We start from the raw sequence: 15,513 nt of genomic DNA, 5'->3' as shown, positions 1-15,513 counted from the left end.
GAGCCGTCCTGGAAGCCGCGGGACCCGCCGTAGTTGTAGTCGGTGGCGTAGTTGATCACCGTCTGGCCCTTGCCGCCGCCGTACTCCCGGCTGACCGCCATCGCCCGGATCTTGCCGGTGCCCGGCTCCACCGAGGCCAGCGCCGCCGCGACCTTGTCGGTCGGGTCGGTCTTGTCCTGGATGGCCTGGTCGGCCGCGCGCTGCGCCTTCATGTCCAGCGTGGTGCGGATGGTCAGCCCGCCGCGGGACAGCAGGTCGGCCCGGTCCTGCTCGCTCTGGCCGAACACCGGGTCGTTGAGGATGACGTGGGTGATGTAGTCGCAGAAGAACGGCACCGGGGAGTTCGTGCAGCCGTTGGAGTTCGCCGACGGCCGCAGCCCGAGGTCCTCCGCCTTGGCCTTGTTGAGCTGGTCCTCGGTGATGTAGTTCAGCTGGCGCATCCGGTTCAGCACCACGTCGCGGCGGTCCTTGGCGGCGTCCGGGTGCTGAATCGGGTCGTAGGCCGACGGGCTCCGCACGATGCCGCCCAGTAGCGCGGCCTCGGTCAGCGTCAGGTTGTTCGAGCTCTTCGAGAAGTAGTGTCGGGACGCGGCCTCGATGCCGTAGGAGCTGGAGCCGAAGTAGGAGATGTTCAGGTAGTTGTCCAGGATCTGGTCCTTGGACATCTTCTTCTCGATCTCCAGGGCGTACTTGAGCTCCTGAACCTTGCGCTTGACCGTGTGCGCGCGGGCCGCGGCGATCTTGTCCGGGTCACCGTCGGACAGCTGGATCAGCAGGTTCTTCACGTACTGCTGGGTCAGCGTCGAACCACCCTGGGTGCTGTTGTCGCCACCCTGGTTGTTCACGAAGGCACGCATCGTGCCCTTGATGTCGATGCCGCCGTGCTCGTAGAAGCGGTAGTCCTCGATGGCCAGGATGGCCTGCTTCATGATCGGCGCGATGTGGTCCAGCGGGACGTTGACCCGGTTCTCGTCGTAGAACGTGGCGATCCGGGTGCCGTCCGAGGCGAGCACCACCGAGGCCTGCGCCGGGGGACGGGTTTCCAGGTCGGAGGGCAGCGCCTGGAAGTCCTGGGCGAGGTGCTTCGCGGTCACCGCGCCGGTGCCGACCACGGGCAGCGCGATGCCGGCCACCAGGGCCCCGGACAGCGCGCAGACACCCATGAACCCGGTCGCGTAGGTGCGCTTGGTGGGCTTGGCCGGCCCGTAGGTGCCCAGTGCCGGCGTGACTACTCTCGGTGCGCCACCCGGCCGGGGCCGGGACACCCGGGCCAGGAGTACGCGCAGCAACCGCCGCCGGGGCTTCGTCGACGATTCCTCGTCGGCCTCGCGGTTCACGGTCTGTGACTGGAGCGCACCCTCGTCCGGATTGTCGGGATTGTCCCGCCCACCATCCGGACGCCGCCCCCACGGAGTCCTCATGAACATAAAGAGTACGACTCGTCGGCCGCTGCGCGAGGGCCTTCACGCAACGGTGACCATGCGCATTCCCCCGGGTGTCAGAAATGTCCAGGCGCTTGCCAGGCCATGGTCCGTTCAACATGTCGTGAGTGCCCGTTTATAACCGAAACGCCCAGGTCAGGGGCCTCCCTCACATGGCGCAAGGGAGATTCCGCACTGCCCGGGCATCCCTCATCTTTGTTCTACCAAGCGATCCGGGGGGTGCCAAACAGTCCGCAGTGGTGGGTCTGCTCAGGGGAACCGGCTGTGACCGGGGTGCGTCCAACCCGGCACGAACAACCTGTGACAACTGACCCCTTCGGACTACTCGGCATTGATCCGTTTGGGTTCTGTTGGAACGGGGCCGTCACTACGTACGGTCACGTTCGGCACACAACGGTTCGGGCCCGCCGGGCCGGCTCGCCAGGGGGAAGGACGCAGGTAGATGTGGGACACCGAATGGGCTTCGCGGGCGCGTTGCCGTAAGTCCGCACCGGACGAGCTGTTCGTCCAGGGCGCGGCGCAGAACCGCGCGAAGGCGGTGTGCATGGGGTGCCCCGTGCGTACCGAGTGCCTCGCGGACGCCCTCGACCACCGGGTCGAGTTCGGTGTCTGGGGCGGTATGACCGAGCGTGAACGACGGGCGCTGCTGCGCCGCCGGCCGAACGTGACCTCCTGGCGGGGTCTGCTGGAGACGGCCCGCGACGAGCACCTCTCGCCGAAAGCGCTGCCCGAGGCCGGCTGATCAAGTGATACTTCTCGCCCCCCGCACCAAGCCAGGTGCGGGGGGCGAATTTTTTGTGGCCAACGCTGATGTCATCCGCCTGCGCCACGAAACCGGCGCGGATGGTGGTCGAGGCGGATGACGTCAGCGACGTTTTGCCAGCTCCGCGCCGACGATGCGTAGGCCGTCGAGGTCGTGGACGTCAGCGGGCTGGGCGGCGACCTCACCGATGGGGATGGTGGGATGCGCGGCGCAGAACCGCTCGGTGAGGCTCTCCTCGCGGGCGATGGTGGCCATGCGTTCGGCGTGCAGCCGGAGCAGGGCGGCGGTCAAGGCGAGGTCGGGGGTGTCGCCGGCGGCGTCCAGGTCCTCGGCCGCGGCCAGCGCCCGGCCGGGCGACAGCGCGGCGGCACCGGAGGAGTGCACCCGGTTGAGCACCAGGCCCGCCAGCGGCATGCGCTCCTCGGACAGTCGCTTCACGAAGTAGGACGCCTCGCGCAGCGCGTCCGGCTCCGGGGCGGCCACCACCAGAAACCGCGTCTCCGGGTTCTTCAGCAGTCGGAACGTCGCGTCGGCCCGTTCCCGGAACCCGCCGAACATCGTCTCCAGCGCGGCGACGAACGCGGCGACGTCCTTGAGCAGTTGCGCACCCAGCACCTTGGTGACCACGCCTGCCATCATGTTGAACCCGACGGAGACGATCTTCAGGTAGGCGCGGCCACCGGCCTTGGCCGGGGCGGCCAGGATCTTGATGACCCGGCCGTCGAGGAACGACCCCAGCCGCTTCGGCGCATCCAGGAAGTCCAGCGCGGAACGACTCGGCGGGGTGTCCACCACGATCAGGTCCCAGGTGCCCGCCCGGCGCAACTGGCCGAGCTTCTCCATCGCCATGTACTCCTGGGTGCCGGCCATGGACGAGGACAGCGATTGGTAGAACGGGTTGGCCAGGATCGCCTCGGCCCGGCCGGGTTCGGAATGGGTCTGCACGATCTCGTCGAACGTGCGCTTCATGTCCAGCATCATCGCCTCGAGCGAACCGCCCGCCGAGGTGTCCAGACCGGCCACCGGCCGCGGGGTGTTGTCCAACTCGGTCAGGCCCATGGACTGCGCGAGCCGGCGGGCTGGGTCGATGGTGAGTACGACGACCTGCCGGCCGCGCTCGGCCGCGCGCACCGCGAGCGCCGCCGCGGTGGTGGTCTTGCCGACGCCACCGGATCCGCAACACACCACGATGCGCACGTCGCGGTCGTCGAGCATGGCGTCGACGCCGATCGGCTCGGGTGGCCGGGTGACGGTCATGCCCCGCGCCCCTGGTCGCGCAGCTCGTCGGCGAGTCGGTACAACCCGCCGAGGTCGATGCCGTCGGCGAGTGCCGGCAGCACGTAGACGGGGCGCCCGGCGGCGTCCAGGTCGCGCCGCTCGGCGCGCTCCAGCCCGACCCGCACCGCGTGCTCGCGGGCCTCCCCCAACAGGCCCTCGACGATCTCCTCGTCGGCCGGCACCCCTACCCGGGCCAGCGCGGCGGAGATCGCCCCGCGGTCCAGGGCACCCTTTTCCGCGGCGGCCAGGTCCTCGTCGGAGAGCATCGCCCGACGCGCCATGTTGACGATGACCGCGCCGGTCGGCAGTCCGACGTCGGCCACGTCACGCAGGCCGTCCAACGTCTCCTGTACCGGCATCTCCTCCAGCACGGTGACGAAGTGCACCGCGGTCCGCTTGGAGCGCAGCAGCCGCATGATCGACTCGGCCTGCTTGTGGATGGGACCGCCCTTGGCCAGCCCGGCCACCTCGGTGTTGATGTTGAGGAACTGCGCGATGCGTCCGGTGGGCGGGGCGTCCATGATCACCGCGTCGTAGCTGGGCCGCCCGCCGCGGCGTGGCCCGACCGCCTCGTAGGCCTTGCCGGTCAGCAACACGTCGCGTAACCCCGGCGCGATGGTGGTCACGAAGTCCACGAAGCCCAGTCGCTGCAGGCCCCGGCCCGCGCGACCCAGGTGGTAGAACATCTCCAGGTACTCGAGCAGCGCCTCCTCGGCGTCGATCGGCAGCGCATGCACCTCACCGCCGCCGGGTGCGACCGCGATGCGCCGTTCCGCGTAGGGCAACGGCGGGGTGTCGAACAGCTGCGCGATGCCGCCGCGGCCCTCCACCTCAACCAGCAGCGTGCGCCGACCGTCGGCGGCCAGGGCCAGCGCAAGCGCCGCGGCCACGGTGGTTTTTCCGGTGCCGCCCTTGCCGGTGACGATGTGCAACTCAACGGCCGCCCAGCGGTTGCGGAAGGCGACGGCCATGTGCGTGAGCGTAGCCGGCCGGGTAGGTCGGTGCTGACGCCGCCTAAGCTCCGGGGCATGCAGAAATGGGAGTACGCCACCTTGCCGTTGCTCGTGCACGTGACCAAGCAGATCCTCGATACCTGGGGTGCCGACGGCTGGGAACTGGTCCAGGTCGTGCCCGGTCCGAACAACCCCGAGCAGCTGGTGGCCTACCTCAAACGACCGCTCACGTGAGCCCTCGCGAGGAGCGGCTGGCGGAGTTGGGGCTGCACCTGCCGGAGGTCGCCACACCGCTGGCCGCCTACGTGCCCGCGGTCCGCTCTGGGAACCTGGTGTTCGTCTCCGGTCAGCTGCCGATGGTGGACGGGCAACTGCAGATGGCGGGCAAGGTCGGCGCGGACGTCACTGTGGAGCAGGCCAAGGGCCTGGCGCAGCGCTGCGCGTTGAACGGCCTCGCCGCGGCGGCCGCGGCGGCCGGTGGTCTGGAGAAGATCGTGCGGGTGGTGAAGGTCGTGGGCTACGTGGCCTGCGAGCCGTCGTTCATCCAGCAGCCGCAGGTGGTCAACGGGGCCAGCGAGTTCCTCGGCCACGTCCTGGGCGAGGCGGGTAAGCACTCCCGGGTGGCCATTGGGGTGGCCGCGTTGCCGCTGGGGGCCCCGGTGGAGGTCGAGCTCGTGGTCGAGGTCACCGCGTGAGGCACCGACGCCACGGACGGATGGCGCAGCGATGAGCATCGTCCCGGAGTTGCTGGCTGGGTTCATCACCAGCCGGCGGCTGCCCGAGGGCCTGGTCGAGAAGGTCCGCCAACTGCAGGCCGGGCAGCTGACGCCGGTGCCCCCGCGGGACGCGGCCACGGTCATGCTGTTGCGCGAACGGGACGGCGCCACCCAGGTCTACACGCTGCGACGGCAGCGCACGATGAACTTCGGTGCCGGCATGTACGTGTTCCCCGGCGGCTCGGTGGACCCGCGCGACGCGGCGGTGTCCATCGGGTGGGTGGGGCCGCCGCCGGCGGAATGGGCCGCGGCGTTCTCCGTCTCCGAGGAATTGGCCCGGTCGCTGGTCTGCGCCGCGGTGCGGGAGACGTTCGAGGAATCCGGCGTGCTGCTGGCCGGACCGGACGAACACGGCGTGGTCGCCGACACCTCCGGTGAGGACTGGGAGATCGACCGGCGCGCGTTGATCGACCGGACGCTGAGCTTCGGCGACTTCCTCGACCGACGTGGCCTGTTCGTGCGCGCGGACCTGCTGCGGCCGTGGGCGCACTGGATCACCCCGGAGGTCGAGCCGACCCGGTTCGACACCAGGTTCTTCGTCGCCGCCCTGCCCGAGGGCCAGCGCACCCGCGAGTTCGGCGAGGAGGCCGACCGGGTGGAGTGGATCGCACCCGGCGTCGCGGTGGACCGGTGGAAGGCCGGCCGGCTGCGGATCATGCCGCCGACGCTGATCACCCTGGCCGAGCTCGCCGAATTCTCCACCGTGGCGGCCACGTTGGCCGGGGCGGCGGATCGAAGGATTCGCCAGATCATGCCCGCGGTTGAGTTACGCGGCGAGGAGGCGCACGTCCTGCTGGACGCCGAGGACCCGCCGCTCAAGGTCGAGCTGTCGTGAGCGGGTGGACCGGCGGCGCGGTCAGCGAGCGCGCGCACTGCGTGCTCGCGCCCAACCCGAGCCCGATGACGCTGGACGGCACCAATACCTGGGTGCTGGCCGATCCGGGCGGGCGACAGTCGGTGGTGATCGACCCGGGGCCGTTGGACGAGGGGCACCTGGCCGCGGTGCTGGCGCGGGCCACGGAGGGCGACCGTTCGGTGGGCCTGGTGATTGTGACGCATCGGCACCCCGATCACACCGAGGGCGCGGCGCGGTTCGCCGAGTTGGCGCAGGCCCCGGTGCGCGCGGTGGAGCCGGAGTTCCGGGAACGCGGCGGCGGCGGACTGGTCGAGGGCGAGCGCATTGCTGTCGACGGCCTGGATCTGCAGGTGCTGGCCACGCCGGGGCACACCTCGGATTCGGTGACCCTGCTGTTGCCCGCGGACCGGGCGATCCTCACCGGGGACACCGTGCTCGGCCGGGGCACCACGGTGGTCGCGCACCCGGACGGGAAGCTCGCCGACTACCTGGCATCGCTGGAGCGGCTGCACGCGATGACCCCGGAGCCGGTGTCCGTCGTCTACCCCGGTCACGGGGCCGTGCTGCCGCACGCCGGCGAAGCAATTGCGTTCTACCTGAAGCACCGTCAGGAGCGGCTGGATCAGGTGCGCGCCGCGGTTGCGGCGGGCGACCGAACGTCCCGGCAGGTGGTCGAACGCGTTTACGCCGACGTCGATCCGGTGTTGTGGCCGTACGCCGAATGGTCGGTGGCGGCCCAACTGGAGTATCTCGGCGTCGGCGCCTGACTCAGCTGCTGTGCCGACGCCGGCGGACGACCGCCACGGTGGCCGTGCCGAACAGGATCAGCGCCGAGGCGGCGGCGGTCATGTCCTGCACGTGGGACCCGCCGGTGCTCGGCAGGGTGCCGGTGTGCGTCGGGCCGGAATCGCCATCGCCGTCCGCGTGGTCGTGGTCGTGGTTGCCATCGTGGTCGTGACCATCGCCGTCGTGGGCGTGGTCGGACCCGTCACCCCCGCCGCTACCGACGAGAGCGTCGCCGACGTAATGCAGGTTGACCACGGCGGACTTGCAGCCGTCCTGGTTCTGGGCCGAATCGAGCATGGTCAGCCGCGGTAGGTCGGCGTTGGTGACGCCCAGCGCCGTCAGCGTCTGGTTCGAGTGCGGCGGAAGGATCAGGCCGGCGTTGCTCGGCAATTGGTCGATCACGAAGTCGGCCGCGGTGCAGGGCCCCACGGCTCCGACGGCGGGGATGATCGAGCTCAGCGTCACCGTCAGATCCTGCAGCCGCAACGAGACGTCGTTCGGGTTGGTCAGCAGCAGGTCGATGACGCCGGTGGCGCCCGGGTACAGCGTGCCGGTGGGCGCGCCGGCGATGCCGAAGTGGAGCTGGGTGGCGGCGCTCGCGGTGCCCGCGGCGGTCAGCACCAGGGCGGCGCCGGCCGTGGCCGCAACGAGCCAGGAGGCGGTGGTGGCCATCAGTCGGCGTCCTTCCCGGTGGAGCTGGTATCGGCGGGCTGCGCCGGGGCGGGGTCGTCCTCGGCCTTGCCGCCTGTGGACGTCGCGGCGGGCACGTCCTGACCGGAGTTGGTCGAGCCCGTCGAGTCCTTCGTGACGTCGTCCTTCTTGGGCGCAGACGCGTCGGTGGCGGGAGGCGGGGGATCGTTCTTGGCCGGCGCCGGGTCGGGACCGTCGAAGGACACCGTGCGGACGGTCTGGTTGCCGGCTTCGTCCTGCTGGGTGACCCGAACCTTGGTCGTCCCCGACTTCAGCTTGATCGCGGTCGCGAACGATCCGTCGGCGTCCACGGTCGGCGTCGCGTCGACGACGGCACCGTTGTCCGCCTGGATCGTCACCGTGGGCTGGTCGCCCGCGTCGCGTCCGACGGTGCCGGTCACCTTCGCGTCGTCCCCGCTGCCGACGGCCTTGACCTTCAGGTCGGGCCCGGAGCGGTCGACCACCACGTCGGAGGACGCGGAGCCGGGGCTGCTGATCCCGTCCTGAACCGTGGACGCGATGACCGCGTGGTCGCCGTCGCCCAGGGTGACCGGGATCTTGTAGTGACCCTTGTCGTCAGCCGTACCGCGGCCCACCTCGGTGTTCCCGGCGGTCAGTCGCACGGTGCTGTCCGGGTCAGCGGTGCCGGTGACGCGCGGGGCCGCGGCGTTGCTGACCGAGTCGTCCTCGACGCCCGTGTCGTCGGCTGCCATCAGCGTCGGCGTGCCGGGCACCGCCAGGCTCATCGGGCCGCCCACCTCGGCGTCGGCACCCCCGGCGTCCGCGGTCAGCCCGACGGAGAGGCCGTTGGTGAAGATCGAGCTGAGCACCGATACGAAGGCGGGGTGCCGCGACTCCCACTGATAGCGCACGGCGACCACGCGGTAGACCCCGAGCACGTCCGGGATCAATGTGGTCGGACCGTCGCAGCTGGTGGCCGGCGACACGATGGTGCAGACGGTCGAGCCGTTCAGGCGGGTGACGCGATAGGACAGCGGCGTCGGCCCGGTGGCGGGCGGGTCGGTGATGGTGAAGTGCAGATGTCCGGCGACGGGCAGCCCCACCAGCCGAAGAGTCACGACGGCGGATACCCCGCCGCGGGGCGTGCCCATCGCGGTGGCCGTCGTGCGAACGACGGCGTCGGAGGGCGGCTGCGACCAGAACGCCCAGGCGGGCACGCCGGTGCCGATAAGAATCAGGCCGGTCACGCCGGCGGTGAGCAACGCCGATCGGCGTGCGCTGTGACGCTCCATCACTGCACCGCCGTCACGGTAGCCGGGATTTTGAATGTGCCGCCCTGGCAGGCGTTCTGAGATGTGGTGCCCATGGTGGCGGCGTTGTGAAGCGTGACCGTGGTGGACGCGTTGGCCGGGATGGCGATCGATCCGGCGAAGCTGATCGAGACCGCGGGCATCGTGCAGCCGGGCGCGTTGCTGATGACGATGGTGCGCGTGGTGTCCAGGGATACGCTCTGCAGCGTCAGCGCGGGACCGCCGGTGTTGTCGATGGTCAGCGCGACGTCGGCCGCGCCGCCGGGGTACAGCCCCGTCGCGGTGCCGCTCGCCGCGAACGCCAGGGGGTTCGCGAGCGTGGTGCTACCCGTCGCCGTGCCGCCGCCCGCGTAGAACGCAAAGGCGGGCGCGGCGGTGGCCACGGCGACCAGGCCCGCTCCCACCACCACGGCCCCGCGGGCCATGCGGCGAGGGCGGGGCGCACGATGGCGACCGCTACCGCCGAGCAGCCGGGTGTGCGACCCAGTCATCGGATCCCCCTGTCGAAAGTGACGTGCTGTCAGATGCGGGCCGGTGGGGCGGGGCCTGGCGCCGCCCCACCGGTCCGGAAGTGGAACTACGCCGTCGTCTGGGTGTGCAGCGCAGAGGTGACGGTGATGGTCGCGTTCTTGCAGTCGCCCTGGTCCGTGCCCACGAGGTTGCTCATGGTCAGCTGGATGTTCAGCGGGACGGTGTTGATCACGGTGGTGCCGTTGGCGGCGGGGATCGGGGTGGCGATGCTCGCCGGCAGGTTCGTCAGCGTGAACCAGCTTGCCGAGCAGCCGGTGTGTGCCGCGTCGAAGGTGAAGGTGGGCGCGTCGAAGCCGGTGATGTAGATGGTGGACGCGTTGGGGTTGCTGATCGAGGCCGAGGTGACCTGGACGGAACCGCCCGGCATCAGCGTGCCGCTGTCGGCGATGGTCAGGGCGGCGTGCAGGTCCGCGAAGCCGGCGGCGAGGGTGGTGGAGCCATCGGCCGAGCCGCTGCCGGTCCAGTACGCGAAGGCCGCGGTGGAGCCGAGGGCGACGACGGTGGTGGCGGCGACGACGCCGGCGATCTTCTTCTTGGTGATGCGCATGGGTAGTACTCCCCCAGAGGTGGATGGTGTGATGCGAGAGCCCGGCAGGCGGGGCCTATTCGGCGGCAGGTCTCCCCACCTGCGCCGAGGGCATTTCCCCTCGCGGCCCGATCGAATGTCGGGGCGACGTGACAAATGTTGGCGTCGGGGAATGACGGATGTCAGCCGAAAATCAAGTTGCTGGCCATTGTCCGGATCGCGCATTCCGTGACGGTTGGCGCGGGGCGAGAAACACCCTGGAACCGGGCAGACGCCCGCTGCGTCCAAGATCGCTCGTCGCTGCCGAATTCGGCACTGACCTGGCCTTTTGCCGGACCAGCCTGCTCCGGCGGGTCAAGGAGATCTTGTCCCGATTACCAAAATTGCCCGCGGCTAAAGCGCGCACTACTGCTGAGCTGGATGGTGCTGGGAAGGTGGACGGCGCGGCGTATACGAAGCGTATTTTGCTCAGCACCGAAAGTGCTTACGAGTCGGCCGCAGCCGCGTCGATTTACTCGCAGGCGACGATGAAAAGACTCATACGTGGGTGACGAGCACCGTCCGGCCGGCTGCGCTTCGTCCACCGGCGGTTCGCTCTTCACCTGGCGTCCCCGGGACGGGAATGAAATCGATTGGCCGATCGTCGTACGGGGTAGGAAGCGGTCAGCAGGTTTTGACCGTCAGAAAGAGGTTCCCTTCCTCACGGGTAACCCGCAGGATCTGCCTTTACCGGGAGGGATGCGATGAGCGTCGTCAACTGGTTGGAGCGCGACCGCTGGAGTCGTCCGGCCTGGCCGGGCGGGCCCGAGTCGCTACAGAAGCCGCTGTCCGCGCGCTTCGAACGCGCCGCGGGCGAACTGGTCCTCGTCGTGTCCATCCGCCCCGAAGAGGCCGAGCACGGGGCGATGATCTCGGTGCCGGCGCCCGGTCAGAACGTGCGCCTGCGTATTCCGCCGGGCACCAGCACCGGTCGGCTGTTCCGGCTGCCGCGCAGCAACGCCCCGGCGCCGGATGGATTCGGCGATCTGCTGGTGCGCGTCGAGGTCAGCGCGGGCTGAGCAGCACGACGGGGATCTCCCGGTCAGTCTTCTTCTGGTAGCTCTCGTAGGTCTTATACATCGTCAGCAGTTCCGGCCAGAGCCGCGCTCGGGTCGCTGCGTCGGCAACCGAAGCCCGCAGCTGCACCTTCTTGCCGTCCACCTCGGCGCTCACCTCGGGGTTGGCGACCAGGTTGTGGTACCAGGCCGGGAAGCGGTCGTCGCCGCCGTAACTGGCGACCACGGCGATGTCGTCGCCGTCGCGCAGGTAGAGCAGCGGCGACGTGCGTGACTGGCCGGATTTGCGACCGGTGGTGGTCAGCAGCAACACCGGGGCGCCCCGGAACTTCTGCCCGATCTTGCCGCCGGAGCGGCGGATGACGGTGGCGTGCAGGCCTGCGGCCAGCTTGCTGGCCTTGTCCTTGGCGGCGTTCCCGGCTCCCATGGGCGCTGAGGCTATCGCGGTGGGTAAGGATGGCCGCCGTGAGCACGGCGACCGCGACCGCGTCCAACCGCCGCTGGGCCGTGCTCGCCGTGATGTGCCTGGCGCTGCTGATCACGGGCATCGACGGGACGATCGTCAACGTCGCGCTGCCCTCGTTCGTACGCGAGCTGGGCACTACCTCGACCCAGCTGCAATGGATCGAGGACGGCTACACGATGGTGTTCGCCGGGTTCCTGCTCATCGCGGGCAACACCGGGGACCGGCTGGGCCGCAAGCCGTGCCTGATCGCCGGGCTGGTGGTCTTCGGCGTCGGATCATTCGCCTGCGCGCAGGTGCACAGCCCGGACGCGCTCATTCTCATGCGCGCGGTCCAGGGCTTCGGCGCGGCGTTCATCATGCCCGCCACGTTGTCGATTCTCACCAACGTCTTCACTGACGCTGCGGAGCGGGCCAGGGCCATCGCCATCTGGGCCGGGGTGTCCGGGCTGGGCGTGGCCATCGGGCCGTTGGCGGGCGGCTTCCTGCTGCAGCACTTCTGGTGGGGTTCGGTGTTTCTGGTCAACGTCCCGGTGGTGGCGGTGACCGTGCTCGCCACGATCGCCGTGGTGCCCAACTCGACCGAGCAGGAGTCGCCGCCGCTGGATGTGGTGGGCACCGTGTTGTGGACCACGGGCTTGGTCGCCCTGCTCTACGGGATCATCCAGGGCCCGAGCGACGGCTGGGGCGCCCCGCTGATCGTGGCCTCGTTCCTCGCCGCGGTGCTGCTGCTGACCGCCTTCGTGGTGTGGGAGCGGCGCGTCCCGGCGCCCATCCTGGAGATCTCCTTCTTCGCCAATCCGCGGTTCACCGCCGCCTCGGTCGCGGTGACCCTGGTGTTCTTCGCGATGTTCGGCTCGCTGTTCTTCGTCAGCCAGTTCCTGCAGTTCGTGCTCGGCTACAGCCCATTGAAGTCCGGGGTGGCGCTGCTGCCGGTGGCCGGGGTGCTCATGCTCGCCGCACCGACCAGCGCCAAGCTCGTCGCCCGGTTCGGCACCAAGGCGGTGGTGTCGGGCGGATTGGTGCTGGTCAGCGTCGCGCTGCTGCTGTTCGGCCGGATCCACGCGGACAGCGGCTACGGGTTCATCGCCGCGGTGCTGTGCATCATCGGGGTCGGCATGGGCTTCGCAATGGCCCCGGCCACCGACTCGATCATGGGCTCGCTGCCCCCGGAGAAGGCCGGGGTCGGGTCGGCGATGAACGACACCACCCGCGAGGTCGGCGGCGCTCTCGGCGTCGCGGTGATGGGGTCGGTGACCACCGCGCTGTACGGCGACCGGCTGGCCTCGTCCGCGACCTTCCAGCAGGTGGACAAGGCGAATGCGGCCGCGGCCGATGCCGCCCGGGAATCGGTGGGCGCGGCCGCCATCGTCGCCGGGAAGCTACCCGCGGCCACCGCGGAGGCGTTCACCGACGCGGCCAACCGGGCCTTCGTGCACGCGTTGTCGATCAGCGTGATCGTGGCGGCGGGGGTGGCGTTCGCCGGTGCGCTGGTGGCGTTCATTTGGCTGCCCGCGCGCCCGGAGAACCTCGCCGAGCCCGAGCTCACCGTGCTCATCGACGGCGCCGCGCAGCGGCTGGACACTCCGGTGCGCCGCAACCTGGCGGTGGCCACGTTGGGGTTGTTGGCCGACGCCGGCATGTCGTCGATCACCTACAACGGTGTCGCCGCGCGTTCCGGAGTGGCGACCACGACGTTGCAGCGGTACTGGACGTCGCGAATCGACGCGGTGACCGCGGCGATCCAAGAGGTGTTCGACGCGCACCCCATCCCCGACACCGGCGACCTGAAGTCCGACCTGCGTGCGTATCTCTCCGACATGGGCGAGACGATCTCCACGCCGCGTGGTCGGCAGGTCATCGGCGCGCTGGTCGCCGAGGTGTCCCGCAACCCGGAGCTGGAGGCGGCCTTCCGGGAGCGGGTGACCGGGCCGCGCCGCGCGGTGCTGGAGGCCCGGCTGCGGCGGGAGTCCGATCGACTGGCCGTCCCGGTGGAGTACGCCATCGACCAGCTCCTCGGGCCGGTGTGGTTCCACTCGCTGATGGCTGGCCTGCCCGCCGACCGGGGCCTGGTCGACTCGGTGCTGTTCTCCGTCATCCGCCCCGCGCACCACGCACGCACTTAGCGCCGAAAGCGCAGAACCGCACGCCGAATCAAGCGATTTCGGGTGCGGTTCTGCGCTTTCGGGCGTTACGGGGTGGTGCTGCTCACGCGTCCTTGCTGGTCAGCCGCCAGTTCGCGAGGGCCAGCACGGCGGCGACAAAGGTGAGCATGACGGCCATGCCGGCCCAGGGGCCGAGCTGGTTGTCCTGCTGCACCACGTTGGTGATGTTGCTGCCGGCGATGGTCGGCCAGAACTTCGTAATCGGGTCGCGCAGGCCGGACGGCAGCGCCTGGGTCAGGCCGGGCAGCACGTACAGCAGAGCAACCAGCGAGGTGATCGCCGCCGCGGTGCTGCGCAGCAGTGCGCCCAGCGCCATGCCCAGCAGCGCGATCGCGCCGCAGTAGATGCCGCAACCGGCCACCGCGCGAAACACCGACGCGTCGGACAGGCTCGCCGTCGGCGCCTTGCCGGAGATGATCGCCTGGCCGATGAGGAACGACGCGAAGGCCATGACCTCACCGACGATCAGCGACACCGCGCCCACCACGACCGCCTTGGCCGCGAGCAGGTGCGCGCGCTTGGGCACCGCGGCCAGGCTGAGCCGGATGGACCGGGTGGCGTACTCCGAGGTGATCACCAGCGTGCCGAGGACGGCGATGGCCAACTGGGCCAGTGCGCCACCGGAGGTGGAGATGTTGGTCGGGTCCCAGTTGTGCATGACGTCCTGCTTGCCCTGCGCGTAGGCGTGGGCGGTGACCGCGCTGATCAGCGCGCTCAGGCCCAGGCACACCGCGAAGGCGACCAGGATCGTCCACATCGTCGACGGGACACTGCGCAGCTTCGTCCACTCCGAGCGCAGCACGTCGCTGAAGCGGGCGCCGTCGCGGTCCTCCCGGACGGCAACAGGGGCGGTGATGGTGCTCATGACTTCACGCTCGCGGAGTACTCGACGCTGTCCTGGGTCAACTTCATGAAGGCCTCTTCCAATGAGCCGCGCTGCGGGCTCAGCTCGTGCAGGGCGATGTAGCGGCTCGCGGCCAGCTCACCGATGGCGGCGGCCTCCAGCCCGAAGACCTCCAGGCCGCCCTCCTCGTCGGCGCGCACCCGGCCACCGGCCTCGGTCAACGCCGACTCCAGCGCGATCAGGTCGCGGGCGCGGACCCGGACGTGGTACTCGGAGCTGGTCTCGACGAACTCCGCGACGGTCTGGTCGCGCAGCAGTCGGCCGCGGCCGATCACGATGACGTGCTCGGCCATCAGCGCCATCTCGCTCATCAGGTGGCTGGACACGAAGACCGTGCGGCCCTCGGCGGCCAGCGCCTGCATGAACTTGCGCACCCAGACGATGCCCTCCGGGTCCAGGCCGTTGACCGGCTCGTCGAACATCAGCACCGGCGGGTCACCCAGCAGCGCCGCGGCGATACCCAGTCGCTGGTTCATGCCGAGGGAGAACCCGCCGACGCGCTTGCCCGCGACGGACTCCAGGCCGACCATGCCGAGTACCTCGTCGACCCGGCCGGCGGGGATGCGGTTGCTCTGCGCCAGCGCCAGCAGGTGGTTGTACGCGGTCCGCTTCGGGTGCACGGCACCCGCGTCGACCAGCGCCCCGACCTCGCGCAGCGGCGCGGGCAGGTCACGGTAGGCGCGGCCCCCGACGGTGACGCGGCCACTGCTCGGCGCGTCCAGACCGAGGATGCAGCGCATGGTGGTGGTCTTCCCGGCCCCGTTCGGGCCGAGGAAGCCGGTCACCTGACCCGGCGCAACCTCGAAGCTCAGCTCATCGACGGCCTTGGTGCTGCCGTACTGCTTGACCAGGTTCTCCACCCGGATGGTGCCCCCGGCGCGAATGACACCTGCGGCCCCACCCCCGGTGGCCTGGTGCGGGATCGCCCCGCTGTGCGCGTTCATCGTGTCCGCTCCCCCTGAATATGTCTCGTTCAGGTTCGTCGGAAACGGACACATGCGGATCGGACGGACGGATCGAGCCCAATGGGCCGAACGTTGGAGTCCGCTTAGGT

The 15,513-nt window shown here is 70.0% G+C and carries 17 protein-coding genes; 7 read left to right on the top strand and 10 right to left on the bottom strand.

Translation table 11 applies throughout. The features are described from left to right. The coding region (locus VGJ14_01285; GenBank protein ID HEY2831029.1) for a transglycosylase domain-containing protein at positions 1 to 1,421 on the bottom strand (1,421 nt) is incomplete at its 3' end. Between the two features lie 463 nt (positions 1,422 to 1,884). Between VGJ14_01285 and VGJ14_01280 the strand changes: the two genes are divergently transcribed. Further along, a complete protein-coding gene (locus VGJ14_01280) occupies positions 1,885 to 2,184 on the top strand; it encodes a WhiB family transcriptional regulator (protein HEY2831028.1) in 300 nt (99 codons plus the stop codon). A 123-nt stretch (positions 2,185 to 2,307) separates the two neighbouring features. Here the strand turns inward: VGJ14_01280 and VGJ14_01275 are convergent, their stop codons facing one another. Beyond that, complete coding sequence (locus tag VGJ14_01275; protein HEY2831027.1) at positions 2,308 to 3,462, bottom strand: ArsA-related P-loop ATPase; 1,155 nt, start codon at positions 3,460 to 3,462, stop codon at positions 2,308 to 2,310. Beyond that, positions 3,459 to 4,454 (bottom strand): ArsA-related P-loop ATPase, encoded by a 996-nt coding sequence (locus tag VGJ14_01270; GenBank protein HEY2831026.1) that lies wholly within the window; start codon positions 4,452 to 4,454, stop codon positions 3,459 to 3,461. Before VGJ14_01270 ends, VGJ14_01275 begins: the two co-directional genes overlap by 4 nt. Positions 4,455 to 4,511: 57 nt before the next feature. Between VGJ14_01270 and VGJ14_01265 the strand changes: the two genes are divergently transcribed. From VGJ14_01265 to VGJ14_01250, 4 genes are read left to right on the top strand one after another with little or no spacing between them, the layout of a single operon-like run. Next, positions 4,512 to 4,670, top strand: a complete 159-nt coding sequence (locus tag VGJ14_01265; protein HEY2831025.1) for a DUF4177 domain-containing protein — start codon at positions 4,512 to 4,514, stop codon at positions 4,668 to 4,670. After that, positions 4,667 to 5,131 (top strand): RidA family protein, encoded by a 465-nt coding sequence (locus VGJ14_01260; protein HEY2831024.1) that lies wholly within the window; start codon positions 4,667 to 4,669, stop codon positions 5,129 to 5,131. The genes VGJ14_01265 and VGJ14_01260 overlap by 4 nt, the downstream gene beginning before the upstream one ends. Positions 5,132 to 5,162: 31 nt before the next feature. Continuing rightward, positions 5,163 to 6,047 carry an NUDIX hydrolase gene (locus tag VGJ14_01255; protein ID HEY2831023.1) on the top strand — a complete coding sequence of 295 codons (885 nt, stop codon included), beginning with the start codon at positions 5,163 to 5,165 and terminating at the stop codon, positions 6,045 to 6,047. After that, the gene (locus tag VGJ14_01250; GenBank protein HEY2831022.1) at positions 6,044 to 6,835 is read left to right on the top strand and encodes an MBL fold metallo-hydrolase; all 792 of its coding nucleotides are present in this window, start codon (positions 6,044 to 6,046) and stop codon (positions 6,833 to 6,835) included. Before VGJ14_01255 ends, VGJ14_01250 begins: the two co-directional genes overlap by 4 nt. Position 6,836: 1 nt before the next feature. Here the strand turns inward: VGJ14_01250 and VGJ14_01245 are convergent, their stop codons facing one another. The 4 genes from VGJ14_01245 to VGJ14_01230 all read right to left on the bottom strand — a co-directional run bounded on the left by VGJ14_01245 (position 6,837) and on the right by VGJ14_01230 (position 9,893). Continuing rightward, a complete protein-coding gene (locus tag VGJ14_01245) occupies positions 6,837 to 7,526 on the bottom strand; it encodes an LPXTG cell wall anchor domain-containing protein (GenBank protein ID HEY2831021.1) in 690 nt (229 codons plus the stop codon). Next, on the bottom strand, positions 7,526 to 8,797 hold the full coding sequence (locus VGJ14_01240; GenBank protein HEY2831020.1) for an Ig-like domain-containing protein: 1,272 nt from the start codon (positions 8,795 to 8,797) through the stop codon (positions 7,526 to 7,528). The genes VGJ14_01245 and VGJ14_01240 overlap by 1 nt, the downstream gene beginning before the upstream one ends. Beyond that, positions 8,797 to 9,306 (bottom strand): hypothetical protein, encoded by a 510-nt coding sequence (locus VGJ14_01235; protein HEY2831019.1) that lies wholly within the window; start codon positions 9,304 to 9,306, stop codon positions 8,797 to 8,799. Before VGJ14_01235 ends, VGJ14_01240 begins: the two co-directional genes overlap by 1 nt. 86 nt (positions 9,307 to 9,392) lie before the next feature. After that, a complete protein-coding gene (locus VGJ14_01230; GenBank protein HEY2831018.1) occupies positions 9,393 to 9,893 on the bottom strand; it encodes a hypothetical protein in 501 nt (166 codons plus the stop codon). Positions 9,894 to 10,615: 722 nt separating this feature from the next. On the opposite strand from VGJ14_01230, the gene VGJ14_01225 reads away from it, so the two are divergent. Next, positions 10,616 to 10,930, top strand: a complete 315-nt coding sequence (locus VGJ14_01225; GenBank protein HEY2831017.1) for a DnaJ C-terminal domain-containing protein — start codon at positions 10,616 to 10,618, stop codon at positions 10,928 to 10,930. On the opposite strand, the gene VGJ14_01220 is transcribed toward VGJ14_01225, so the two are convergent. Then, positions 10,917 to 11,354: a nitroreductase family deazaflavin-dependent oxidoreductase gene (locus VGJ14_01220; protein ID HEY2831016.1), complete on the bottom strand. Its 438-nt coding sequence runs from the start codon at positions 11,352 to 11,354 to the stop codon at positions 10,917 to 10,919. The two genes, VGJ14_01225 and VGJ14_01220, sit on opposite strands and share 14 nt — an antisense overlap. A gap of 38 nt (positions 11,355 to 11,392) precedes the next feature. On the opposite strand from VGJ14_01220, the gene VGJ14_01215 reads away from it, so the two are divergent. Next, positions 11,393 to 13,516 carry a DHA2 family efflux MFS transporter permease subunit gene (locus VGJ14_01215; protein HEY2831015.1) on the top strand — a complete coding sequence of 708 codons (2,124 nt, stop codon included), beginning with the start codon at positions 11,393 to 11,395 and terminating at the stop codon, positions 13,514 to 13,516. An 82-nt stretch (positions 13,517 to 13,598) separates the two neighbouring features. Here VGJ14_01215 and VGJ14_01210 read toward each other — a convergent pair whose 3' ends face one another. Beyond that, on the bottom strand, positions 13,599 to 14,420 hold the full coding sequence (locus VGJ14_01210) for an ABC transporter permease (GenBank protein HEY2831014.1): 822 nt from the start codon (positions 14,418 to 14,420) through the stop codon (positions 13,599 to 13,601). Continuing rightward, positions 14,417 to 15,403 (bottom strand): ATP-binding cassette domain-containing protein, encoded by a 987-nt coding sequence (locus VGJ14_01205; GenBank protein ID HEY2831013.1) that lies wholly within the window; start codon positions 15,401 to 15,403, stop codon positions 14,417 to 14,419. Before VGJ14_01205 ends, VGJ14_01210 begins: the two co-directional genes overlap by 4 nt. Positions 15,404 to 15,513: the final 110 nt, after the last annotated feature.

The sequence above is a fragment of the Sporichthyaceae bacterium genome (genome assembly GCA_036493475.1).
In the GTDB taxonomy this organism is placed as follows: Bacteria; Actinomycetota; Actinomycetes; order Sporichthyales; family Sporichthyaceae; genus DASQPJ01.
Note: the sequence above shows the minus strand (reverse complement) of the source record. Positions and strands in the feature narration are given on the sequence as shown.